This window comes from Microbacterium sp. DT81.1 (genome assembly GCF_049844955.1).
Classification (GTDB): Bacteria; Actinomycetota; Actinomycetes; order Actinomycetales; family Microbacteriaceae; genus Microbacterium.
Genome location: NZ_JBNCMA010000003.1, coordinates 483117 through 503504, shown reverse-complemented (window position 1 = coordinate 503504; position 20388 = coordinate 483117). Strand labels below are relative to the sequence as shown.

Sequence of the window (20388 nt, the reverse complement as noted above, 5' to 3'; positions counted from 1 at the left end):
CAATCCTAGGGAGCCAGGCCAGAGGCGGCCGGTCGGAAGCCGGCCCTGATGTTCTCGCAGCAGCCCGGCCGGCAGACATCGAACCACGGGCCGAGCGCGGTCTCGTGCGGCCGTGCCGCCGCGGGTGTTCCCTGCAGTCGCTCCTCGATCAGATCGACGAGCCCCGACACGTACGCGGGGTCGATCCCCGGGGTGGGCGTCCGCACGGCGCGGAGACCGGCCTCAGCGGCGGCATCCATTGCCTCGGTGTCCAGATCCCACAGCACTTCCATGTGATCCGACACGAACCCGAGGGGGACGATCGCGACGGCGCGCGCGCCCTCTGCCGGCAGCTCGGCGATCACGTCGCACACGTCCGGCTCGAGCCAGGGCTGCGTCGGCGGACCGGAGCGGGACTGGTAGACGAGCTGCCACGCGATCCCGCCGGCTTCGGGGACGCGCTCGGAGACAGTGGCCATCACGCGTGCCGCGACCGCGGTGTGCTGAGTGGCGTACGCGCCCTCTTCGCCCCAGTCGACGTCCCGGGGTCCCGAGCGGCGGGCGTCGTCCATCGGCACGCTGTGGGTCGAGAAGAGGACGCGGATGCCGCCGGCGTCGATCCCCTCCGCCAGGAACTGCTCTATCGCCCCCTGCACTCCGTCGATGAAGGGCTGGACGAAACCCGGGTGGTCGAAGAACTGCCGCACCTTGTCGATCGTCACCGAGCCGGCGAGTCCCGTCTCGGTGAGCACGCGAGCGAAGTCCTCGCGATACTGGCGGCAGCTCGAGAAAGAGCTGTAGGCGCTGGTCGCGAGGGCGAGCAGCGCGCGATCGCCGGCGGATGCGGCATCCCGCACCGCCTCGTCGAGATACGGGGCCCAGTTGCGGTTGCCCCAGTACACCGGCAGCGCGTGCCCCCGGGCCTGCAGCTCCCGTTCGAGCGCCGCCTTGAGCGCGCGATTCTGCGCGTTGATGGGGCTGACGCCCCCGAAGTGACGGTAGTGGTGCGCCACCTCTTCGAGACGCTCGTCCGGGATGCCGCGGCCGCGCGTCACGTTGCGAAGGAACGGGATCACGTCCTCCTGTCCCTCCGGGCCTCCGAAGCTCGCGAGCAGGATCGCGTCGTACGCGACGGGCTCTTCGACATGCGCGGCCCCGGACTGCACGGCGGGCGACCCGAACGGCACCGTCTCGACATCCGTACTCGTTCTCACACGCTCTGCGGCCACCCGTCCATCCTGACACCTCGCGGAAGGGGGGGAGGCCGACACCGCTGTCGTAGGCTGGTGGGGTTGTCGATGGTGCATCAGAAGCGCGCCGTCGTCCCCATCCTCAAACCTGGGAGTTCCGCAGTGCCTGGAGATAACCTCACCCGCATCGAAGCGCAGGAACGCCGCGCGATCATCGACCCGTCGACAAGCTCAGGAACCGGCACCTCGTATGACGTGCAGCTGGACCTCATGAGGGGCGAGGAGGTCTTCGGATCCCGCACGGTGGTGCGATTCGCCGCCACCGCGGGCGCCGACACCTTCATCGACCTGATCGCCGGCGCGGTGCACAGCATCACGCTCAATGGCGTCGACGTGCCGGTCTCTGCCTTCGACGACTCGCGCATCGCCCTCACCGGCCTGCAGAGCGAGAACGAGCTGATCGTCGAGGCGGACTGCCTCTACACCAACACCGGCGAGGGCCTGCACCGCTTCGTCGACCCGGTCGATGGAGAGGTGTACCTCTACACGCAGTTCGAAGTGCCCGATTCCCGCCGCGTCTTCGCGGTGTTCGAGCAGCCCGACCTCAAGGCCACCTTCCGATTCACGGTCACCGCGCCCGAGCCGTGGGCCGTCGTCTCGAACTCTCCGACCCCGGAGCCGAAGAAGCACGGAGACGGCAGCGCCACTTGGCGGTTCGAGCCGACGCCGCGCATCTCGTCGTACATCACCGCACTCGTTGCAGGCCCGTACGAGTCGACGTTCTCCGAGCTGACGAGCGCATCGGGCCGCGTCATCCCACTGGGCGTCTACGCCCGCAAGAGCCTGTGGCAGCACTTGGACTCGGACTACATCTTCGACAAGACGCGCGAGGGCTTCGCGTACTACGAGGAGAAGTTCGATTACCCCTACCCGTTCGCCAAGTACGACCAGCTCTTCGTGCCTGAGTTCAACGCCGGCGCCATGGAGAACGCCGGTGCGGTGACCTTCACCGAGAGCTACGTCTTCCGCAGCAAGGTCACCGACGCCATCAAGGAGCGCCGCGTCGTCACGATCCTGCACGAGCTCGCCCACATGTGGTTCGGCGATCTGGTGACCATGAAGTGGTGGAACGACCTGTGGCTCAACGAGTCGTTCGCCGAGTGGGCGTCGACGATCGCCACGGCCGAGGCGACGGAGTGGAAGGAGGCGTGGACGACCTTCAACGCGATGGAGAAGACCTGGGCGTATAGCCAGGACCAGCTCCCGTCCACGCACCCGGTCGTCGCCGAGATCAACGACCTCGAGGACGTGCAGGTCAACTTCGACGGCATCACCTACGCCAAGGGCGGATCGGTGCTCAAGCAGCTGGCCGCGTGGGTGGGCATCGAGGCCTTCTTCGGGGGCGTTGCCGAGTACTTCAAGAAGAACGAGTGGGGCAACACCGAGCTCGTCGACCTGCTCAGCGAGCTCGAGACCACGAGCGGCCGCGATCTGACCACGTGGTCGAAGAAGTGGCTCGAGACGGCCGGCGTCAACACGCTCTCGCCGGTGATCGCCGAGGCCTCCGATGGCACGATCACCCGGTTCGCGATCACCCAGACGGCCCCCGCGGACTACCCGACCATCCGCCCGCACCGCCTGGGCGTCGGCTTCTACAACGTGCAGAACGGCGCGCTCGATCGGGTGCACAAGGTGGAGCTGGACGTCGACGGCGACCTCACCGAGGTTCCGGAGCTGAAGGGCCAGAAGCGCCCGGACCTCGTGCTGCTGAACGACGAAGACCTCGCGTACGCGAAGATCCGCCTCGATGACCGGTCGCTGAAGACGGCGATCGCTCACCTCGGCGACATCGCGGATCCGCTTGCTCGCTCGCTCGTGTGGGGGGCCGCCTGGGACCAGACGCGCGACGCCGAGGCGTCGCCCAGCGACTACGTAGACCTGGTGCTGCGCAACATCGGCCGCGAGAGCGAGTCGACCACGGTGCGGACGACCCTGGGACAGCTGCAGCTCGCGGCGAACTCCTACGTCTCGCCCGAGAAGCGCGATGCGACGCGCCTGAAGGTCGCCGACGGCCTGTGGCAGCTCGCGCAGTCCGCCGAGGCCGGCAGCGACAGCCAGCTGCAGTTCGTGACCGCCTTCGCGAGCGCCGCCTCGACCCCGGAGCACTGGGAGATCGTGCGCGCCCTGCGCGACGGCGAGACCACGCTCGAGGGGCTCGACGTCGACACCGACCTTTCGTGGCAGCTGCTTATCTCGCTCGCCGCGGGTGGCGTGGCGGATGCCGCGCAGATCGACGAGGCCCTCGCCGCCGACAACACCGCGAAGGGCGGGGAGTTCGCCGCGCAGGCGAAGGCGTCCATCCCCACGGCGGAGGCGAAGCGCGCCGCGTGGAACTCGCTGATCGACACCGACGATCTGCCGAACACGATCGTGCGGTCCACGGCCCTCGGGTTCCAGCATCCCGCCACCGTCGCGCAGCTCGGCGCGTTCGTGCAGCCCTACTTCGACATGCTGCTGCCGATCTGGGAGTCCCGCACCTACAAGATCGCGGAGTATCTGATCGCCGGCCTCTACCCCGCTCCGCTGGCCAACATCGCCCTCCGCGATGCCACGCGCGCGTGGCTGGCCGCGAACCGCGACGCCGCTCCGGCGCTGCGGCGCCTCGTCGACGAGAACCTCGCGGGCGTCGAGCGCGCGCTCGCCGTGCAGGACAAAGACGCGGAGTAGGACTCGCCGGTTCCGAGAACGGCACGAGCGGATGCCGCGCGCCCAGGTGGCGCGCGGCATCCGTCGTTAGGATCGAAACGATGCGCATTCTTCCCCTCGCAACCGTTCCGAACCCCAGTCCCGCGCCCACAGCCGAGTCGATCATCTGGACCGATCTGCTCCAGTTCCTGACCGACGCCGGCTGGAACATCCTGAAGGTCGCCGGGATCGTCGTGGGCGGTATCGTCCTGGCCTGGATCCTGAAGCTGGTCATCCGGCGGGTGGTGTCGCGCATCGTCAACGGGGCGAAGTCGAAGGCGCAGGTGGACGACACCCGCGCTCTCGATCGATCGCCCCTCGCCGCGGTTCGACTGGTGCAGCGAACACGCACCCTCGGGTCCATCCTGCAGAACGTCGTGAACGTCACGATCGTCATCGTCGGGCTGGTGCTCATCCTGAGCGTGCTGGCCCCCACCGCCCTGGGATCGCTGACCCTGCTCACCGCGGCGATCGGCGCGGGACTCGGCTTCGGCGCGCAGAACATCGTCAAGGACGTGCTGAACGGCATCTTCATCGTGGCGGAGGACCAGGTCGGGATCGGCGACGTCGTGGACCTCGGCCTCGCGACGGGCATCGTGGAGTACGTCAGCGTGCGGGTGACGAACGTCCGCGACGTGAACGGCACGCTGTGGTACGTGCGCAACGGCGAGATCACCCGCATCGGCAACATGTCGATGGGCTGGTCGCGCGTCATCGTCGACCTCGCGGTGCCGGTGGACGCGGACATCGAAGAGGTGGAGGGCACGATGCTGGAGACGGCGCTGGCCCTGTCGAAGGATCCGAAGTGGCGCACCCGGGTTCTCGAGAAGCCCGAGGTGTGGGGCCTCGAGTCCGTCACGGGCGATGCCCTCGTCATCCGGCTCGTCATGAAGACCCGGTCCAACGCGAAGGACGACGTCGCGCGAGAACTGCGGATGCGGCTGAAGAAGGCCATCGATGACCTCGGGCTCACGCTCCCCCAGCTGAACTCGACGACGCTCAGCGGCATCGAGGGAGCGCAGCGGGTTCGGGGCGCCAACCCGCCGAAGACGAAGCCGACCGCCGTCGCGGAAGCCCCCCCTCCCGCCCGCCCCATCTGGCGCGCCAAGAAGACGCCACCGCACACCCCCGAGGCCCCGAGCGACGGTGACGTATGAGCTTCTACGACGAGGTCGGCGGGCACGAGACCTTCGTGCGCCTGGTGGATGCCTTCTACCGCGGCGTCGCGGACGATCCGGTGCTCAAGCCGATGTACCCGGAGGACGACCTCGGCCCCGCGGCCGAGCGCCTCACGCTCTTCCTCGAGCAGTACTGGGGCGGACCGGGCACGTACAGCGAGACGCGGGGACACCCGCGACTGCGGATGCGCCACGCCGGCTTCCACGTCAACCCGGACGCCCGCGATCGCTGGCTCTCGCACATGCGGGCGGCGGTCGACGAGCTCGACCTCTCGCCGCTGCACGAGGCGACGCTGTGGGACTACCTTCAGCGTGCCGCCCTGGCCATGGTGAACACCTTCGAGCCGACGGGCATCGGCCCCTCGGCCGAGGGCCGCGCCGCCTCCTCGCTTCCGATCAACCCGCCGACGAAGGAGTCGCCATGACCGCCGCCCCCGCCGAATACGCCACCGATGTGCTCGTGATCGGATGGGGGCTCGCGGGGCTCGTGGCCGCCTCCGAGGCGCTCGCGGCAGGCAAGCGCGTCGTGATCCTCGACCAGGAGCCGCGCACGAACCTCGGCGGCCAGGCGTGGTGGGCGTTCGGCGGGCTGTTCTTCGTCGACTCGCCCGAGCAGCGGCGGATGGGCATCAAAGACTCCCTCGAACTCGCCCGTCAGGACTGGCACGGCAACGCGGGATTCGACCGCACCGAGGACGAGTGGCCGAAGCGATGGGCGGAGGCCTACCTGCAGTTCGCGGCGGGCGAGAAGCGCGCATGGCTGCGGTCGCTCGATGTCGGGTTCTTCCCGGTGGTCGGCTGGGCCGAGCGAGGCGGGTACACCGCTCTGGGACCGGGCAACTCCGTGCCGCGGTTCCACATCACGTGGGGCACCGGACCCGGCCTCGTGGCGCCGTTCCAGGCGATCCTGGAGCGGGCCGAGCTCGAGGGCCGCGTCACGATCCTGCCGCGGCACCGGGTGTCCGTCCTGCGCGGCACCGCCGGGGCGATCGTCGGCGCGGCCGGCGACATCCTCGCCCCGTCCGGCGCCGCGCGCGGGCTGCCCACATCCAGGGAGGTCGTCGGATCGTTCGAGGTGACGGCGGGCTCCACCGTCGTGTCCTCCGGTGGCATCGGCGGCAACCACGACCTGGTCCGCGCGCAATGGCCGGCCCGCCTCGGCACGCCGCCCGCGTCGATGCTCACCGGCGTGCCGGCCTACGTCGACGGGTCGATGGTGCCGATCGCGCAGTCCGGCGGCGCGCGCCTGGTGAACATGGACCGGATGTGGCACTACGTCGAGGGCATCCAGAACTGGAATCCGGTCTGGCCGTCCCACGGCATCCGCATCCTGCCCGGCCCGTCCTCCCTCTGGCTCGACGCCACCGGTCGACGTCTGCCGGTGCCCCTCTTCCCCGGCTACGACACGCTCGGGACTCTCGCGCACCTGCGCCAGACGGGGCACGACCACTCGTGGTTCGTGCTGTCACGCCAGATCATCGAGAAGGAGTTCGCCCTCTCCGGCAGCGAGCAGAACCCCGACCTGACAGGCAAGAACGTCAAGCTGCTCCTGTCCGAGCGCCTCGGCAAGGGACCGATGGGGCCCGTCCAGGCGTTCATGGACAAGGGCGAGGACTTCGTGGTGCGCGACAGCCTCGCGGACCTCGTCGCCGGTATGCGGGCGCTCCCGGGAGGCGACGCGCTCGATGCCGACCGCGTGATCGCAGAGGTCGAGGGACGCGACCGGGAGATCGAGAACGACTTCACGAAGGATGCCCAGATCGGGATGCTGCGCTCCGCGCGGGCGTATCGCGGCGACCGCCTGATCCGCACCGCGACGCCGCACCGCCTGCAGGACCCGAAGGCGGGCCCGCTCATCGCGGTGAAGCTGCACGTGCTCACCCGCAAGTCGCTCGGCGGCATCGAGACCGACCTGCACGGCCGGGCGCTCGGAGCCGACGGTGCGCCGATTCCCGGACTGTACGCCGCCGGCGAGGCGAGCGGATTCGGCGGTGGCGGGATGCACGGGTACCGCGCGCTCGAGGGCACGTTCCTGGGCGGATGCCTCTTCTCGGGGCGTCAGGCCGGCCGCGCCGCCGCCGAGTCGGCCTAGCGGCGGTGGAAGGACCCGGGGGGCTTGTCGCCGGTCGTGCCGGCCGGCGCGCCGGCTCGCGCCGCGCGGAGATGCCGGCGGCTACTGCGACCGGCCGGTCGTGCGAACGGCCGTCAGACCGATGGCCGCCGGACCGCGCACCAGCAGGTGGCCTCGCAGCAGGCTGACGCGAGTCCACGGTCCTGCCGTGAACACGCGCGCACTCTCGCCACCGGAGATGAAGCCCAGCGCGACGGCAGCGAAGGCCACGCCGAGCGGCAGGTCGCCCCATTCGGCAACCGGCTCTCCCCACACCCCGGCGCGTATCCGCTGCACGACCTCCTCGCCGGCATCCGCGGGCAGCGCCGAGGCGACGCGGGCCATGCCGTCATGCGCCTGGGCAGCGAGGGCGGCCGCGTCGAGTTCGCCGGCCGGTGCCCATCCCGCGCGGGGGGGAGAGACGCCGGCCCAGGCGGCCCGGATCGCGGTATCCGGAAGCGTGATGTCGGTCGGTAGGGATGCCGGCTGCAGCAGAGCGGCGTCGACGGTCAGGTCGCACTCGAGCTCGGGATCGACCGCGAGCGTGCGCAACGCGAGCACCGTGGGCGTCGGGTCGACGAGGTCCCGCGGCACCAGCGGGGCGGCGGTCATGGCCAGGACGCCGTCGGAGGCGCGGAGCCGCACGGACGAATCGGCGAGGCGGGCGGCCCGCGCCGCGAAGGTGAGAGCGTCGTCGCGGCTCTCCTGATCGACGAAACGGAGGCGCTCAGACATCCCCCATAAACTACACTCCGTGACCGAAACCCGTGACGTAGACAGTGCCGCCGCGTCGGTCTCATTCATGCTGGCGACGCTTGATCTCACGCCCACCGACGATCCGTCGGGTCTGGAGGCGTTCGTCGGCGGCTCCGAGCCGATGCCGCACGGCCGGGTGTTCGGCGGACAGGTGCTCGCGCAGTGCGTGATCGCGGCGAGCCGCACGGTGGACGATGACCACGCGGTGCACTCGATGCACGGGTATTTCCTCCGGCCCGGAGATCCCGACGAGGAGATCCGCTTCACCGTGGACCGCATCCACGACGGCCGATCGTTCGCCGCCCGGCGTACCCAGGCGTTCCAGGGCGGCGTGCCGATCTTCTCCATGATCGCTTCCTTCCAACGGCACGAGGAGGGCCTGGAGCACTTCGTGCCGATGCCCGACGGCATCCCGGACGCCGAGGACGTCCCCGCGATCGAGGAGGTGATGTCGTTCGAGCATCCGCTCACGCGTCGTCTCATCCAGGATCGCCCGGTGGAGCTGCGTCACGTGTCGGCACCGATCTACCTCCAGCCCGATCCCGAGCGCTCCGCGTCCCAGGCGCTGTGGATCCGCGTGCGGCGCCCTCTCCCCGATGAGCCCACCCTGCACGCGGCCGTCCTCGCCTACATGACGGACATCTCGATCCAGGAGCCCATCCTCCGCGCGCACGGGCAGGCGTGGTCGAACCCGCGGTTGAAGCTGGCGAGCCTCGATACGGCGCTGTGGTGGCATCGACCCGGGCGCGTGGACGAGTGGCTGCTGTATGTCCAGGAGTCCCCGAGCGCCAGCAGCGGGCGGGGTCTCGCGACGGGCCGACTCTATTCGCGCGACGGTCAGCTGGTGGCGAGCGTCGCCCAGGAGGTCGTCATCCGGATCGCCGACTCGGGCGGCAGGCGCTAGGGCGAGTCCGGATCTGCTCCGACCTGCCGACGGCCACCGCCCGCGGGCGAGCGCTTAGCGGCGGAGTCGGATGGGCTCGTCGAGGTACTCCTCGAAGGCTCCGCGCTCGTCCGGACTGAAACGCACCGGCTTGCCGGAGGCGGCATCCACCTTCACGACCACCGTCACGGCGCGGGCGTACACGACCTGCGGAGGCGTCTCCACGGGGCTGCAGATCTCGTAGCAGACCTCGAGGCTCGAGCCGCCGACCTTGCCGAACCACATCTGCACATCGAGCGGATGCCGCTGGTACGGCACCGGCTGCAGGTAGACGATCTCCTGCCGCGCGATGAGCGTGAGCAATCCGCTCGCGTGGCCCGACTCCAGCACCGCGGTCGAAGGGGCGACGGGACCCTCATCGGCTCGCCAGAAGGCGCGCACGCGTGCCTCTTCGAGGAGCTTCAGCATCGACGTGTTGTTCACGTGGTTGTACGCGTCGAGGTCGCCCCATCGCAAATGGATGGGGATGTGGATGCGGGGACGCCCGGGCGTCCCCGCATCGTTGGTGTCAGTCACGGGTGAGCTTGCGGTAGGTGGACCGGTGCGGCTTCGCCGCGTCGGCGCCCAGGCGCTCGATCTTGTTCTCCTCGTAGGCCTCGAAGTTGCCCTCGAACCAGTACCAGTTGTCCGGGTCGTCTTCGGTGCCTTCGTAGGCCAGGATGTGCGTGGCGATGCGGTCGAGGAACCACCGGTCGTGCGTGATGACGACGGCGCAGCCGGGGAAATCCAGCAGGGCGTTCTCGAGGCTGCCGAGCGTCTCGACGTCCAGGTCGTTCGTCGGCTCATCCAACAGCAGCAGGTTTCCGCCCTGCTTCAGGGTGAGCGCGAGGTTCAAGCGGTTGCGCTCGCCGCCGGAGAGCACCCCGGCCTTCTTCTGCTGGTCGGGTCCCTTGAAGCCGAACTGCGAGACGTAGGCCCGCGATGGGATCTCGACCTTGCCGACCTGGATCCAGTCCTGGCCGTCGGAGACGACCTCCCAGAGGTTCTTGTTCGGGTCGATCCCGCCGCGGCTCTGGTCGACGTAGGAGATGTCGACGGTCTCCCCCACCTTGAGGTCCCCGCCATCGAGGGGCTCGAGCCCGACGATCGTCTTGAACAGCGTCGTCTTGCCCACGCCGTTCGGGCCGATGATGCCCACGATGCCGTTGCGAGGCAGTGTGAAGGTCAGGTCGTCGATGAGGATGCGGTCGCCGAAGCCCTTCTTGAGCTTCTTGGCCTCGAGCACGAGCTGGCCCAGTCGGGGACCGGGCGGGATGACGATCTCGTCGAAGTCGAGTTTGCGGGTGCGGTCGGCCTCCGCCGCCATCTCCTCGTAGCGCGCAAGGCGCGACTTCGACTTGGTCTGGCGACCCTTTGCATTGCTGCGCACCCACTCGAGTTCGCTGGCGAGGCGCTTGGCGAGCTTCGCGTCCTTCTTGCCCTGCACCTGCAGGCGTTCCTGCTTCTTCTCGAGGTAGGTCGAGTAGTTGCCCTCGTAGGGGTAGAGGCGGCCGCGGTCGACCTCGCAGATCCACTCGGCGACGTGGTCGAGGAAGTACCGGTCGTGCGTGACGGCCAGCACGGCGCCGGGGTACTTGGCGAGGTGCTGCTCCAGCCACAGGACGCTCTCGGCGTCGAGGTGGTTCGTGGGCTCGTCCAGGAGAAGGAGGTCGGGCTTCTGCAGCAGAAGCTTGCACAGCGCCACGCGACGCTTCTCACCCCCCGACAGATTCGAGACCACCGAGTCCGGCGGCGGGGTACGCAGCGCATCCATCGCCTGCTCGAGCTGGGAGTCCAGATCCCAGGCGTCTGCGGCGTCGATGTCCTCCTGCAGGGTGCCCATCTCGGCGAGCAGTGTGTCGAAGTCGGCGTCGGGGTCAGCCATCAGCCCGGAGATCTCGTTGAAGCGGTTGATCTTGCCCATGATCGGCCCGACGCCCTGCTGGACGTTCTCGAGCACCGTGAGGTGCTCGTCGAGCACGGGCTCCTGCATGAGGATCCCGACGCTGTACCCCGGCGACAGCTTCGCCTCGCCGTTGCTGGGCGTGTCGAGGCCGGCCATGATCTTGAGGATCGTCGACTTGCCGGCGCCGTTCGGGCCGACGACGCCGATCTTCGCACCGGGCAGGAACGCCATCGTGACGTCGTCGAGGATCACCTTGTCGCCGACCGCTTTGCGGGCGCGCACCATCGAATAGATGTATTCAGCCATAACCTCTCCAGTCTATTGGCCGGGTGCTCCCCACCAGCGACGCCCCCTCCAGACCGCACGCGGCGACCGGTGCCTCGCGGGGTGTGTATAACCCGGTGCAAGCGCGAGAGCGGCCATATGATGAGTGCGGCTACCCGAAATGGCCATCCGCCCGCCTGCGGGCACGCACGCTCAGGAGCGCGCTCACCAGCGCTCTCTTGCCGTGGGCTCGATGCCGAGACCCGCGGCCTCGCACAGGGGAGCGTGTTCCCGAGTGAATAGCCCGCCTATCCACCCGTGTCTCCCTTCCGCACGAAAGCTCGCCGCATGATCGTTCTCTCCCGCGTCCGCCAGTTCATCCGTGGACGCGGTGAACTCCTCGCCTCGATCCCTCTCGACGACCTGAGAAGGGTCTATTGGGAGCAGCTCAGCCTCGCCGAGGCGGCAGCCTTCGACGGCTACTTCGCCACATCCAGGACGCACCACCGCTCCGCGGCACACCACCTCAGGGAGCTCGATCGCCGCGGGGAAACCGCGCTCCCGGCACACCCGACGCCCGATCGCACCTCCTCCCCCGAGACCGCCTGAGGCGCGCGGCCGTCGTCGCGAGCGAGCTCGACCCTCCGCCGGCCCCGTAGCGCTCCGGCGCGTCACCAGGCGATCTCACCAGTCGATCAGCCGTGTCTGCCCTACGAGGCAGCCGCCCCCTTCCAGGCCCGGGGCGACAACCGTGACCGGATCCCCCGTAGCGGGTCCGACTTGACCGATCAGACACTCGCCCTTCCACAGCACGGAGAACTGGATGCTCTCGGCGGGGTTGCCTACGGTGGATGCGTCTTCGGTCACCTGCATCGCGGCCTTGTCGAAACCACTGGCCGCCAGCGCGTCGATGTACGCCCGGCCCTCGGTGCGGCGGTCACTGGCCCACACGGCGGCGGTGATGGCGGCGAAGAACGGGAGATTGTCGGCGGCCGAGCCGTCCGGCTGAAGCGCGGGCGCCGGCTGCGGGCTCGGGCCGACGTCGGTCGACGGCGAGGCGTTCGTTGCACCGGGTTGCGGGGCGGTCGACGAGGTCGAAGGCGGGGGTGTCGGATCGCCCGTGCACCCCGACAGCGCGAGGGCGGCAGCGATCGTGACGCTGGTCACCACCGCCGAAGACCGGCATCGGCGGGGGTGGCGAGTCACGCACAGAGTCTATGGCCGCCACCCCCGACCGCCATGGATGCGCCGGAGCGCAGCCGCCGTCCTCAGGGCGCGCGCGTCAGAATGGCGCCGCAGTGGCGGCGAGCTCGTCTGCGTTGGGGTCCACCGTGTTCCAGTCGGTGACGACGGACTGCCCGGGCGCGCTCCAGCCGCCGGAATCCGTCTCGCCCTGATTCTGCAGCGCGTCGACCTCGGCCGGATCCACCGGCGGCTGGTCGGTCTCGTCCTTGCGGAAGCGCGTGGTTCCCCAGAGTAGGTCGTGTCCCGCGGCCTCGGCGTCGATCTCGGCGGCGAACCCCTTCTTGATGCCGTTGTCCCACTCGCGCAGATGCAAGCGCCCCGTCACGATCACCCGCTCGCCGCGATGGAAGGACTCGTAGACGTGCTCGGCCAGGGCGCGGAAGGCCGAGACCGTGTACCAGTTCGTCTCTCCGTCGATCCAGCCTCCGGTAGCGCGGTCGAATCGGCGCTGGCTGCTGGCCACCCGGAAGCTCGTGATCACGACCCCGGCCGCTGTGACCTTGCGCTCCGGCGGCGTTCCGATGTTTCCCGTGATGGTGATGGTGTCACTCATGTTCGATTCCTTTCCGCGGGGACCCTCCCCGCTGTTCGGGCGTCGGCGTGCCCTGCCGACGCCCGAACTGCACCCAGAGTGCGGGGTGCGGGCACCCGGGGAGGGCGAAAAGCGCGGGTTGTGGGACGAGAGAGGTCATGCCCGCCTGGGGAGGAATCCCTGAGTCGGGTCACGGATGCCCGCGGCGGTCACAATGTCGGGGGTCGTAGATATGTTCGACGCGACGAAGGGAATCCACCATGACGATGCAGCTGACAGCCGCCGCGGCGGCTACGGGGACTGATCAATCCGTGCCCCGCCTCTCCGCCGGGGCACGGGAGCGGCTGCAGCCGGCCGGCCATGACCTCTGGCGGGTGCTCGACCCGTCAGGGCACGTGATCGGTCACGTGCAGAGGTTCAGCCATCCCCTCGGTGTGCGCTTCCGTGCGAAGAGGTATCACTCGCCGTCCACGCGATTCCGCGACCTCGGCGAGTTCTGGTCGGCGGATGACGCCGTCGCATCCCTGCGGTACTCGTCGTGACTCAGATGACGGAGGAAAGCGAATCGGTGCCCTCGAACGCCACACCGTCCGACACGTCGCCCCAGGCCGCCGCCAGGGTGTCCACGGCGCGTTCGATGGTGTGGCGAGAAACGGTGAACGGAATGCGCAGGTGCCGTTCGTGCCCCCCGTCCACCGAGAAGCGCGGGCCTGCGGAGAGAAGCAGGCCACGCCGGCGGGCGCTCATGACGAGGTTGGAGCTGAGCGGCTCTCCCAGTCCGACCCAGAGCGAGACCCCACCGTGAACTGCCGGTACGTCCCATTCCGGCATCCGCAGCGCGAGGGCGGCCATCGCCGCATCACGGCCCTCCCGGAGCAGCCCGGAGCGCTGCGCCAGGATCTCCGGCATCTGTCGGAAGAGATGCTCCGCGACCGACTGTTCGAATTCCGGTGTGCCGAGATCGTGCGCGGTTCGCGCCGCCACCAGGCGCCTGATGACGTCCACCTCTGCGCGGATCCAGCCGATGCGCAGCCCACCCCACACCGTCTTGCCGAGAGACCCGATTGTGACCAGCCCGACACCGCCCATGGCCTCCGCCACGCTCGCGAACGGAACCGAAGACCGAGGACGATCGATGTCGAGTTCGGCCGTCGTCTCGTCGATGATCAGCGTCGCACCCGCCTGCCGGGCCGCTTCGGCGAAACCAACCCGCTCGTCGCGCGTCATGGTCGAGCCCGTCGGATTCTGGAAGTCGGGCATCAGGTAGGCGGCGCTGGGCACGGCGCGACGAAAGGCGTGCTCGGCCCGTTCCAGGTCCCAGCCATGGCCGCTGACCACGGGCACGCCGACGAGCCTCGCGCCCCGCCGCCGGAACGCCTCGGCCGCGTGCGGATAGGTCGGTGTCTCGATGACGACTCGATCCGCTCTCGAGACGAACAGCGACGCCACGAGGGCGATGGCGCTCTGCGCGCCGTTCGTCACCATGATCTGAGACGCAGTGGTCGGGAGCCCACGCTCGACGTAGTGCGCGGCGATCGCCTCTCGCAGCGCCGGTCTGCCGACGACGTCGTACCCCGTCCGGGACACCAGGGAGGCGGCGTTGGCTGCCGCGTCCCCGTAGGCCGCGGCCAGCCCCGGCCATGCCGAAGGGCTCGCCTGCTGCAGATCGACCACGCCCTCGGACGCGGGAAATCCGCCGGGGGCGCTGCCGCCCAGCGGTAACGTCACGCTTCCGGACCCTCGATGGCTTTCGATGTGACCACTGTCGCGGAGGCTGCGGTACGCGGCGGCCACCGTCGTGCGACTCACCCGCAGCCGGGCGGCGAGCTCCCGTTCCGCGGGGAGCGCTGTGCCGGGGGCGAGGCGGTTATCGAGGCAGAGCAGCCGCACGCTGTCCGCGATGGCCTCGTAGGCAGGCTCGCGGGTGCGCCACGGTCCCAGCAGGTTCTCGAGAGTGCGCGCGGAAACGCGGGAGTCCATCATGGGGCCACTATACCGATATTGGCCTCTATGTACCGGTCCAATCGTACGATTGGATTGTCCTCATGACCCGACGCGTTCTGCAACTCCTCATCGGACTCGTGCTGTACGGCGCGGGGTGCGCGCTGACGGTCGAAGCGGGGCTCGGTGTCGACCCTTGGACCGTGTTCGCCCAGGGTGTCTCCGTGCACACCGGCATCGGCATCGGGTGGGTCACCAACATCATCGGATTCGGCGTGCTGCTGCTCTGGATACCGCTTCGGCAGAAGCCCGGGATCGGAACGATCGCCAACATCCTCATCGTCGGCACGAGCATGCAGGCGACGCTCTCCCTTGTCTCCGCCCCGAGCGGGCTCTTCCCCCAGGTGCTGGTGTTCGTGGCCGGGCTGCTCATGGTCGCCGTCGCCTCCGGGCTCTACATCGGAGCGCGGTTCGGTCCGGGTCCACGAGACGGGCTGATGACCGGAATCAAGGCGCGCTTGGGGTGGCCGATCTGGCTCGCGCGCGGAACCGTGGAGATCACCGTGCTCGCCATCGGGTGGGTCCTCGGCGGCACGGTCGGGGTCGGAACGATGGCGTTCGCGTTCCTCATCGGCCCGCTGGTGCACGTCGCGCTGCCGCTCCTCGACACGGGAGCGCGCGCATCCGCCGCCCGAGAGGACGACATCCGCGATACGGTCGGCTCCGGCGGCGCCACCGCGGCGGCCGGCGGAGGGGAGCTCAGTGCTCCCGGAACTCGGGCCAGGCAGAGCCGGGCTTGAGCTGGGAGAACAGCGCGTTCTTCGCGACCTCCATCGACGGGTAAGTACCCGCGGGTTCGTCGCGGCCGAGCATCCGGACCGTGTAAACGTCGTCGTCCTGCTGGATGGTTCCCACCGCGCCGGTGTCGTTGTGCGCGACCCACAAGCGGTGCGTCCTCGTGTTCGTCATGATGCACTCCTTCCGCCGTCTCGACGTTACGCCGGGCGGCCGAGGGAAACTACCCCTTGACGGGGCTCCGCCCCATACCCCTGGCTTTGCTGACGCGCGCCCCTTGACGGGGCTCCGCCCCGAACCCCCGGCTTGCTGACGCGCGCCTCTTTGTGGGGCTCCGCCCCACGCCCCCGGCTTGCTGACGCGCGCCTCTTTGTGGGGCTCCGCCCCACGCCCCCGGCTTGCTGACGCGTGCCCCCTTGTGGGGCTCCGCCCCACGCCCCCGGCTTGCTGACGCGCGCCCCTTGACGGGGCCCCGCCCCGCACCCCCGCGCCGGCGCGTCGCGCCCGGTAACCTGGATGATGCGACCCCCAGTAGCTCAGTGGATAGAGCAGCGGCCTTCTAATCCGCTGGTCGCAGGTTCGAATCCTGCCTGGGGGACTTCATCGGGTCGGCCTGTCGGCGCCCGTCATTAGGATGGGTCGCATGGTGGGCGCTTCCGAGAACGACCGGCTCGTATGGATCGACTGCGAGATGACGGGACTCGATGTGGCGGTCGACGAGCTGGTCGAGATCGCCGTGGTGGTGACCGATTTCGACCTTCGTCCGCTCGATGCCGGATTCCACATCGTGATCAAGCCGGATGACAGCGCGCTGGCGAACATGAGCGAGTTCGTCACCGAGATGCACCGCTCGTCGGGCCTTCTCGAAGAGATCCCACACGGCGTCAGCCTTGCCGAGGCCGAGTTCCTCGCGCTCGAGTACATCCAGCGGTTCGTGCCCGCCGAGGGCAAGGCCCCGCTGGCGGGCAACACCATCGGCACCGACCGCATGTTCCTCGCGTCCTACATGCCCCGCATCGACCGGTGGCTGCACTACCGCAACGTCGATGTGTCGAGCATCAAGGAGCTCGCCCGCCGGTGGTACCCGCGCGCCTACATCCATGCCCCGTCCAAGGACGGCGGGCACCGCGCCCTCGCCGACATCCTGGAATCGATCCGTGAGCTGGCCTACTACCGTCAGGCGGTCTTCGTCGCCCAGCCGGGGCCGACGAGCGACGGCGCGCGCGCCGCGGCGGCCTCTGCCGTGTCGGCGTTCGCCACCGAGGTGTAATACAATCGTCTGGTTGCCCGCTCATGCGAGCACACGGTGGGTATAGCTCAGTTGGTAGAGCGCGGCCTTGTGGTGGCCGATGTCGCGGGTTCGAGCCCCGTTACTCACCCCAGATGAGCGAGGTCGAGCACGCCCGATGATCGACATGGATTCTGCGACGTTCGAGGCGCTCGTGGTCGAGGAGCTGGACCTCCTCCCCGATGACATGGTCGACGGCCTCGACAACATCGTCTTCGTCGTGGAGGACCGCCCGGAGGACGGCAGTCTCGACCTGCTCGGGCTTTACGACGGCCTGGCGCTGACGGAGCGGGACCGGTACGGCCAGGGAGAACTGCCCGACCGGATCATCGTGTATCGCGAGCCGCACCTCGAGGCGTGCGACAGCATCGACGACCTCCGCGACGAAGTGCACACGACCCTCGTGCACGAGATCGCCCACTTCTACGGCATCGACGATGACCGGCTGCACGAGCTGGGCTGGGCATGACCGCCGTCGATTCGGCGCCGCGGATCGACCGGGATCTCGATCTGGATGACGCGCCTGCCATTACGGGCTCGTGGCAGACGGTGGTCTGGAACGACCCGGTGAACCTGATGACGTATGTCGTGCGGGTGTTCCGCGAGTACTTCGGGTTCTCGCCCGACAAGGCCAGGGAGCGGATGCTCGCCGTGCACAACGAGGGGCACGCGGTGGTCGCGGAGGGGCCGAGGGAGCAGATGGAACTTCACGCGCAGGCCATGCACGACTACGGGCTGTGGGCGACGGTGCGGAGGGCGGACGGATGAGCGGGCGGATGCTGATCCTGACGATCACCGGTATCGAGGCGAAGCACCTCGCAGATCTCGTGGCGCAGTTCGCCGAGCTCGTCGACGAATCCCCCACCGAGGACCTCGACCCCGCGATCGCACGGCTCGTGCCCGATGCCTACCCCGGTGACGCGGAGGCGTCCGAGGACTTCCGGCGAGCCACCCGGTCCGATCTGCTCGGACGTCGAGCCGAGGACGCTGCCCGCGTTCTCGGTGATCTCGGGGGCACTCCGGACGACGACGAGGAGATGCCGGACGACGACACGCGCCTCGTCGACATCGCCCTGGACGAGGAGGGAGTGCGGTCCTGGATGCGCACCCTCACCGCCATCCGGCTGGTGATCGCGTCGCGTCTCGGCATCGAGGATGAGGATGACCGGGACGAGGCGGATCCCCGCTTCGGCGTCTACGACTGGCTCGGCTACCGGCTCGAAGGCCTGCTGCAGGCTTCAGAGCCCTGATCCTGCGGTCCCCCGGCTCGGCGCCGAGAAGGGCTCACGGCATGGAGAAGACGTGCGTGGCGTGCAGCGCCGGCTCGTCTCGCCTCAGGTGGCGCTCCTCCTGCTCGGCCCAGCGGTCCCAGTGCGGGCGGAAGGCGTCGCCGTCACGGGTCAGCGCTCGGCGCTTGCGGGAGTCGGGCGGCGCCTCCAGGAGCACTCGGATATCGGCGAGGCGGGCCGTGACCGGCGTGATGATGCCCGAGCCCTCGACGATGAGCGGGAGCGACGGATCGACGGCGTGCGCCTCGGCGTACTCGTCGATGTCCCAGTCGAACCGCTGCCAGACGCCGATCAGCCCTCGCGCGTGGGGGGCGAGGATCAGATTGCGCGCGGCGACGACGCCGTCCTCGAGCCCGTCCCACCCCGGGTAGAGGGAATCGAGCGCGACGAGCTGAACCCGCCCTCGCAGCGGCCAGTCCGCCACCAGGGCACGCGCAAGGCTCGACTTGCCCGCTCCGCTGCGTCCGTCGATCAGGACGACGGGGTTGGCGGCGGACAGCCCCACGATGGCCTCGCGAAGAGAAGCGGTCGCCCGTCGGAGGGCGGTCGCGAAGGGATCGGCCTGCGTGCTGCTACTTCTTGAGGGCGCGGATGACACGGCTGAGCGCGCGTCCGGCAACCCACACGAAGGGGATCGCAACGGCGAGGAAGGACACGACGTTGGGCTCGAAGCGGAGGTCGTCGCCCCGGCGGATGTAGGCGCCGATCGGCACGGCGTATCCGCCGCCCCCGCCGCCGCCGTTGCCGGCCTCGTCAGAGCCGCCGCCGAATCCCGACCATGAGATGGCCACGGGAATGAGGCGGATGCCGTCTACGTCCTGCTGCTCGCCGTAGGCGCTGTGGACGCCGAGGGATGCGGACTGCTTGCCGAGCTCGAGTGCGATGTTGGGCATACGTCCACGCTACCCCGCGCGGCTCGTGCTGCCCAGGGTCGGAACGGGATCGTCCGCTCAATCGTCGGACGGTTCGGGTGGACGGGGGTGCGAGGGCAGGGACGCGCCACGCTCCGTGCGCCCGAGGAACGTCGCCCGCGTCACCGCGCCCTTTCCGAACCGCGCGGTCGCGTCATCCAGCGCATCGTCGATGCGACGCCACTCCGCATCGTCGTCCCACAGCCCCATCCCGCCACCCCCGGTGGGGCGCAGCTTCTCGGCGCGCACGCCGACCAGCCGCACGGCCTGATGGAGGTCGATGGAGGAGAGAAGCTCGCGGGCGGCGTCGCCGATCCGCTGACCGACGTCCGACGGCTCCGAGAGCGTCTGGGACCGGCTGATCGTCGTGAAGTCCGCGAACCGCACCTTGATGGCGACCGTGGAGGCCTCCCACCCGCCGTGGCGCAGGCGCCCGGCCACCCGATCGGCGAGCCGCAGCAGTTCGGCCCGGAGATACGCCGGATCGGCGAGGTCCTCGGAGAACGTCTCCTCGTGCCCGATGCTCTTCTCGACGTGCGTCGTCGAGACGGCGCGCGCATCGATGCCGCGCACGAGGTGCCAGATGCGCTCACCCATCGCGGGCCCGAGGGCTCGGTCGAGCACGTCGCGCGGCGTGTCGAGCACATCGGCGACGGTGTGGATTCCTCGTCCCTCGAGCGACTCGGCGGACTTCGGTCCGATGCCCCACAGCGCCCGCACGGGTCGTGGTCGCAGGAACTCCTCCGTGGCCGCCGCCGGGACGACCAGCAGGCCGTCGGGCTTGCAGATCGTGGACGCCATCTTCGCGACATGCTTCGTCGACGCGACCCCGACGCTGCACGTGATGCCGGTCTCGAGCTGCACCCGGCTCCGAATGGCCCTCGCGATCTCAGCCGGGCTCCCCCACAGACGCCGTGCACCCCGCACGTCGAGGAAGGCCTCGTCGATCGAGAGGGGCTCGACGAGCGGCGTGACATCGGAGAAGATCTTCATCACCTGCCTCGAGACCTCCAGGTAGCGGTCGAAATGCGGCAGCACCACGATCGCCTGCGGACACAGCCGCAGCGCCTGCGACACCGGCATCGCCGAGCGCACCCCGAACCGACGAGCCTCGTACGAGGCGCTGGAGACGACGGAGCGCCCCTCTGGTGCGCCGACGACGATCGGCTTGCCGCGCAGCGACGGGTCATCCAGCATTTCGACCGACGCGTAGAAGGCGTCCATGTCGACGTGCAGGATGCCGGTGCCGGAGTCGTCGGCATCCGCATCCGAGACGATGCGCTCGCTGCCGTCACCCCGACCCATGGCACCATCCTCGCCGCGGCAGCCGACATCCG

At 69.3% G+C, this 20388-nt stretch carries 23 protein-coding genes and 2 tRNA genes; 14 read left to right on the top strand and 11 right to left on the bottom strand.

The features are described from left to right. Positions 1-5: 5 nt before the first annotated feature. The gene (locus ACLQ2Q_RS10930) at positions 6-1208 is read right to left on the bottom strand and encodes a ferrochelatase (protein WP_425820460.1); all 1203 of its coding nucleotides are present in this window, start codon (positions 1206-1208) and stop codon (positions 6-8) included. Positions 1209-1331: 123 nt separating this feature from the next. Here ACLQ2Q_RS10930 and pepN point away from each other — a divergent pair, with 123 nt between their 5' ends. The 4 genes from pepN (at position 1332) to ACLQ2Q_RS10910 (ending at position 7184) form a co-directional block, all read left to right on the top strand. Next, positions 1332-3896 (top strand): aminopeptidase N, encoded by a 2565-nt coding sequence (gene pepN, locus ACLQ2Q_RS10925; protein ID WP_425820459.1) that lies wholly within the window; start codon positions 1332-1334, stop codon positions 3894-3896. Between the two features lie 80 nt (positions 3897-3976). Next, the gene (locus ACLQ2Q_RS10920) at positions 3977-5071 is read left to right on the top strand and encodes a mechanosensitive ion channel family protein (protein WP_425820458.1); all 1095 of its coding nucleotides are present in this window, start codon (positions 3977-3979) and stop codon (positions 5069-5071) included. Beyond that, entirely contained in the window at positions 5068-5517 is a 450-nt protein-coding gene (locus tag ACLQ2Q_RS10915) for a globin (RefSeq protein WP_425820457.1), read from the top strand. Before ACLQ2Q_RS10920 ends, ACLQ2Q_RS10915 begins: the two co-directional genes overlap by 4 nt. Further along, the gene (locus tag ACLQ2Q_RS10910; protein ID WP_425820456.1) at positions 5514-7184 is read left to right on the top strand and encodes an FAD-binding dehydrogenase; all 1671 of its coding nucleotides are present in this window, start codon (positions 5514-5516) and stop codon (positions 7182-7184) included. Before ACLQ2Q_RS10915 ends, ACLQ2Q_RS10910 begins: the two co-directional genes overlap by 4 nt. An 81-nt stretch (positions 7185-7265) precedes the next feature. On the opposite strand, the gene ACLQ2Q_RS10905 is transcribed toward ACLQ2Q_RS10910, so the two are convergent. Next, the gene (locus ACLQ2Q_RS10905; RefSeq protein ID WP_425820455.1) at positions 7266-7937 is read right to left on the bottom strand and encodes a hypothetical protein; all 672 of its coding nucleotides are present in this window, start codon (positions 7935-7937) and stop codon (positions 7266-7268) included. 19 nt (positions 7938-7956) lie between these two features. Here ACLQ2Q_RS10905 and ACLQ2Q_RS10900 point away from each other — a divergent pair, with 19 nt between their 5' ends. Next, complete coding sequence (locus ACLQ2Q_RS10900; RefSeq protein ID WP_425820454.1) at positions 7957-8862, top strand: acyl-CoA thioesterase; 906 nt, start codon at positions 7957-7959, stop codon at positions 8860-8862. A 54-nt stretch (positions 8863-8916) separates the two neighbouring features. Here ACLQ2Q_RS10900 and ACLQ2Q_RS10895 read toward each other — a convergent pair whose 3' ends face one another. Then, positions 8917-9417 carry an acyl-CoA thioesterase gene (locus ACLQ2Q_RS10895; protein ID WP_425820453.1) on the bottom strand — a complete coding sequence of 167 codons (501 nt, stop codon included), beginning with the start codon at positions 9415-9417 and terminating at the stop codon, positions 8917-8919. Continuing rightward, entirely contained in the window at positions 9410-11092 is a 1683-nt protein-coding gene (gene ettA, locus ACLQ2Q_RS10890; protein WP_425820452.1) for an energy-dependent translational throttle protein EttA, read from the bottom strand. Before ettA ends, ACLQ2Q_RS10895 begins: the two co-directional genes overlap by 8 nt. A 306-nt stretch (positions 11093-11398) precedes the next feature. Here ettA and ACLQ2Q_RS10885 point away from each other — a divergent pair, with 306 nt between their 5' ends. Next, positions 11399-11659 carry a hypothetical protein gene (locus ACLQ2Q_RS10885; RefSeq protein ID WP_425820451.1) on the top strand — a complete coding sequence of 87 codons (261 nt, stop codon included), beginning with the start codon at positions 11399-11401 and terminating at the stop codon, positions 11657-11659. Positions 11660-11734: 75 nt separating this feature from the next. Here ACLQ2Q_RS10885 and ACLQ2Q_RS10880 read toward each other — a convergent pair whose 3' ends face one another. Together ACLQ2Q_RS10880 and ACLQ2Q_RS10875 are read right to left on the bottom strand one after the other, a co-directional pair. Further along, positions 11735-12256 (bottom strand): DUF6993 domain-containing protein, encoded by a 522-nt coding sequence (locus tag ACLQ2Q_RS10880; protein ID WP_425820450.1) that lies wholly within the window; start codon positions 12254-12256, stop codon positions 11735-11737. A 76-nt stretch (positions 12257-12332) separates the two neighbouring features. Continuing rightward, a complete protein-coding gene (locus ACLQ2Q_RS10875) occupies positions 12333-12848 on the bottom strand; it encodes a single-stranded DNA-binding protein (RefSeq protein ID WP_425820449.1) in 516 nt (171 codons plus the stop codon). Between the two features lie 239 nt (positions 12849-13087). Between ACLQ2Q_RS10875 and ACLQ2Q_RS10870 the strand changes: the two genes are divergently transcribed. Beyond that, positions 13088-13369: a hypothetical protein gene (locus ACLQ2Q_RS10870; RefSeq protein ID WP_425820448.1), complete on the top strand. Its 282-nt coding sequence runs from the start codon at positions 13088-13090 to the stop codon at positions 13367-13369. A gap of 1 nt (position 13370) precedes the next feature. Here the strand turns inward: ACLQ2Q_RS10870 and ACLQ2Q_RS10865 are convergent, their stop codons facing one another. Beyond that, positions 13371-14807, bottom strand: a complete 1437-nt coding sequence (locus tag ACLQ2Q_RS10865; RefSeq protein WP_425820587.1) for a PLP-dependent aminotransferase family protein — start codon at positions 14805-14807, stop codon at positions 13371-13373. Between the two features lie 65 nt (positions 14808-14872). On the opposite strand from ACLQ2Q_RS10865, the gene ACLQ2Q_RS10860 reads away from it, so the two are divergent. After that, the gene (locus ACLQ2Q_RS10860; RefSeq protein ID WP_425820447.1) at positions 14873-15568 is read left to right on the top strand and encodes a YczE/YyaS/YitT family protein; all 696 of its coding nucleotides are present in this window, start codon (positions 14873-14875) and stop codon (positions 15566-15568) included. Here the strand turns inward: ACLQ2Q_RS10860 and ACLQ2Q_RS10855 are convergent. Then, the gene (locus tag ACLQ2Q_RS10855; RefSeq protein ID WP_425820446.1) at positions 15528-15737 is read right to left on the bottom strand and encodes a methyltransferase; all 210 of its coding nucleotides are present in this window, start codon (positions 15735-15737) and stop codon (positions 15528-15530) included. The genes ACLQ2Q_RS10860 and ACLQ2Q_RS10855 overlap by 41 nt on opposite strands. Before the next feature lie 351 nt (positions 15738-16088). Here ACLQ2Q_RS10855 and ACLQ2Q_RS10850 point away from each other — a divergent pair. The 6 genes from ACLQ2Q_RS10850 (at position 16089) to ACLQ2Q_RS10825 (ending at position 18101) form a co-directional block, all read left to right on the top strand. Beyond that, positions 16089-16161 (top strand) — tRNA-Arg (locus ACLQ2Q_RS10850). 45 nt (positions 16162-16206) lie between these two features. Further along, on the top strand, positions 16207-16833 hold the full coding sequence (gene orn, locus ACLQ2Q_RS10845) for an oligoribonuclease (RefSeq protein WP_425820445.1): 627 nt from the start codon (positions 16207-16209) through the stop codon (positions 16831-16833). A gap of 36 nt (positions 16834-16869) precedes the next feature. Further along, positions 16870-16945, top strand: a tRNA-His gene (locus ACLQ2Q_RS10840). A 24-nt stretch (positions 16946-16969) separates the two neighbouring features. After that, positions 16970-17320: a metallopeptidase family protein gene (locus tag ACLQ2Q_RS10835; protein ID WP_425820444.1), complete on the top strand. Its 351-nt coding sequence runs from the start codon at positions 16970-16972 to the stop codon at positions 17318-17320. Next, positions 17317-17619, top strand: a complete 303-nt coding sequence (gene clpS, locus ACLQ2Q_RS10830) for an ATP-dependent Clp protease adapter ClpS (protein WP_425820443.1) — start codon at positions 17317-17319, stop codon at positions 17617-17619. The genes ACLQ2Q_RS10835 and clpS overlap by 4 nt, the downstream gene beginning before the upstream one ends. Positions 17620-17627: 8 nt before the next feature. Continuing rightward, a complete protein-coding gene (locus tag ACLQ2Q_RS10825; RefSeq protein WP_425820442.1) occupies positions 17628-18101 on the top strand; it encodes a DUF2017 family protein in 474 nt (157 codons plus the stop codon). Between the two features lie 34 nt (positions 18102-18135). Here the strand turns inward: ACLQ2Q_RS10825 and ACLQ2Q_RS10820 are convergent, their stop codons facing one another. From ACLQ2Q_RS10820 to dinB, 3 genes are all read right to left on the bottom strand, one after another. Then, positions 18136-18645: a hypothetical protein gene (locus ACLQ2Q_RS10820; RefSeq protein WP_425820441.1), complete on the bottom strand. Its 510-nt coding sequence runs from the start codon at positions 18643-18645 to the stop codon at positions 18136-18138. A gap of 67 nt (positions 18646-18712) precedes the next feature. Then, positions 18713-19033 carry a hypothetical protein gene (locus ACLQ2Q_RS10815; RefSeq protein WP_425820440.1) on the bottom strand — a complete coding sequence of 107 codons (321 nt, stop codon included), beginning with the start codon at positions 19031-19033 and terminating at the stop codon, positions 18713-18715. A gap of 57 nt (positions 19034-19090) precedes the next feature. Beyond that, positions 19091-20356, bottom strand: a complete 1266-nt coding sequence (gene dinB, locus ACLQ2Q_RS10810; protein ID WP_425820439.1) for a DNA polymerase IV — start codon at positions 20354-20356, stop codon at positions 19091-19093. Positions 20357-20388: the final 32 nt, after the last annotated feature.

What these genes read in the sequence shown, in the direction of transcription:
- ACLQ2Q_RS10885 (WP_425820451.1), top strand. Translation starts at nt 11,399, where the DNA reads ATGATCGTTCTCTCCCGCGTCCGCCAGTTCATCCGTGGACGCGGTGAA.
- clpS (WP_425820443.1), top strand. Translation starts at nt 17,317, where the DNA reads ATGACCGCCGTCGATTCGGCGCCGCGGATCGACCGGGATCTCGATCTG.
- ACLQ2Q_RS10870 (WP_425820448.1), top strand. Translation starts at nt 13,088, where the DNA reads ATGACGATGCAGCTGACAGCCGCCGCGGCGGCTACGGGGACTGATCAA.
- ACLQ2Q_RS10825 (WP_425820442.1), top strand. Translation starts at nt 17,628, where the DNA reads ATGCTGATCCTGACGATCACCGGTATCGAGGCGAAGCACCTCGCAGAT.
- ACLQ2Q_RS10815 (WP_425820440.1), bottom strand. Translation starts at nt 19,033, where the DNA reads ATGCCCAACATCGCACTCGAGCTCGGCAAGCAGTCCGCATCCCTCGGC.
- ACLQ2Q_RS10905 (WP_425820455.1), bottom strand. Translation starts at nt 7,937, where the DNA reads ATGTCTGAGCGCCTCCGTTTCGTCGATCAGGAGAGCCGCGACGACGCT.
- ACLQ2Q_RS10865 (WP_425820587.1), bottom strand. Translation starts at nt 14,807, where the DNA reads ATGGACTCCCGCGTTTCCGCGCGCACTCTCGAGAACCTGCTGGGACCG.
- ACLQ2Q_RS10910 (WP_425820456.1), top strand. Translation starts at nt 5,514, where the DNA reads ATGACCGCCGCCCCCGCCGAATACGCCACCGATGTGCTCGTGATCGGA.
- dinB (WP_425820439.1), bottom strand. Translation starts at nt 20,356, where the DNA reads ATGGGTCGGGGTGACGGCAGCGAGCGCATCGTCTCGGATGCGGATGCC.
- ACLQ2Q_RS10855 (WP_425820446.1), bottom strand. Translation starts at nt 15,737, where the DNA reads ATGACGAACACGAGGACGCACCGCTTGTGGGTCGCGCACAACGACACC.
- ACLQ2Q_RS10835 (WP_425820444.1), top strand. Translation starts at nt 16,970, where the DNA reads ATGATCGACATGGATTCTGCGACGTTCGAGGCGCTCGTGGTCGAGGAG.
- ACLQ2Q_RS10915 (WP_425820457.1), top strand. Translation starts at nt 5,068, where the DNA reads ATGAGCTTCTACGACGAGGTCGGCGGGCACGAGACCTTCGTGCGCCTG.
- orn (WP_425820445.1), top strand. Translation starts at nt 16,207, where the DNA reads ATGGTGGGCGCTTCCGAGAACGACCGGCTCGTATGGATCGACTGCGAG.
- ACLQ2Q_RS10860 (WP_425820447.1), top strand. Translation starts at nt 14,873, where the DNA reads ATGACCCGACGCGTTCTGCAACTCCTCATCGGACTCGTGCTGTACGGC.
- ACLQ2Q_RS10875 (WP_425820449.1), bottom strand. Translation starts at nt 12,848, where the DNA reads ATGAGTGACACCATCACCATCACGGGAAACATCGGAACGCCGCCGGAG.
- ACLQ2Q_RS10920 (WP_425820458.1), top strand. Translation starts at nt 3,977, where the DNA reads ATGCGCATTCTTCCCCTCGCAACCGTTCCGAACCCCAGTCCCGCGCCC.
- ettA (WP_425820452.1), bottom strand. Translation starts at nt 11,092, where the DNA reads ATGGCTGAATACATCTATTCGATGGTGCGCGCCCGCAAAGCGGTCGGC.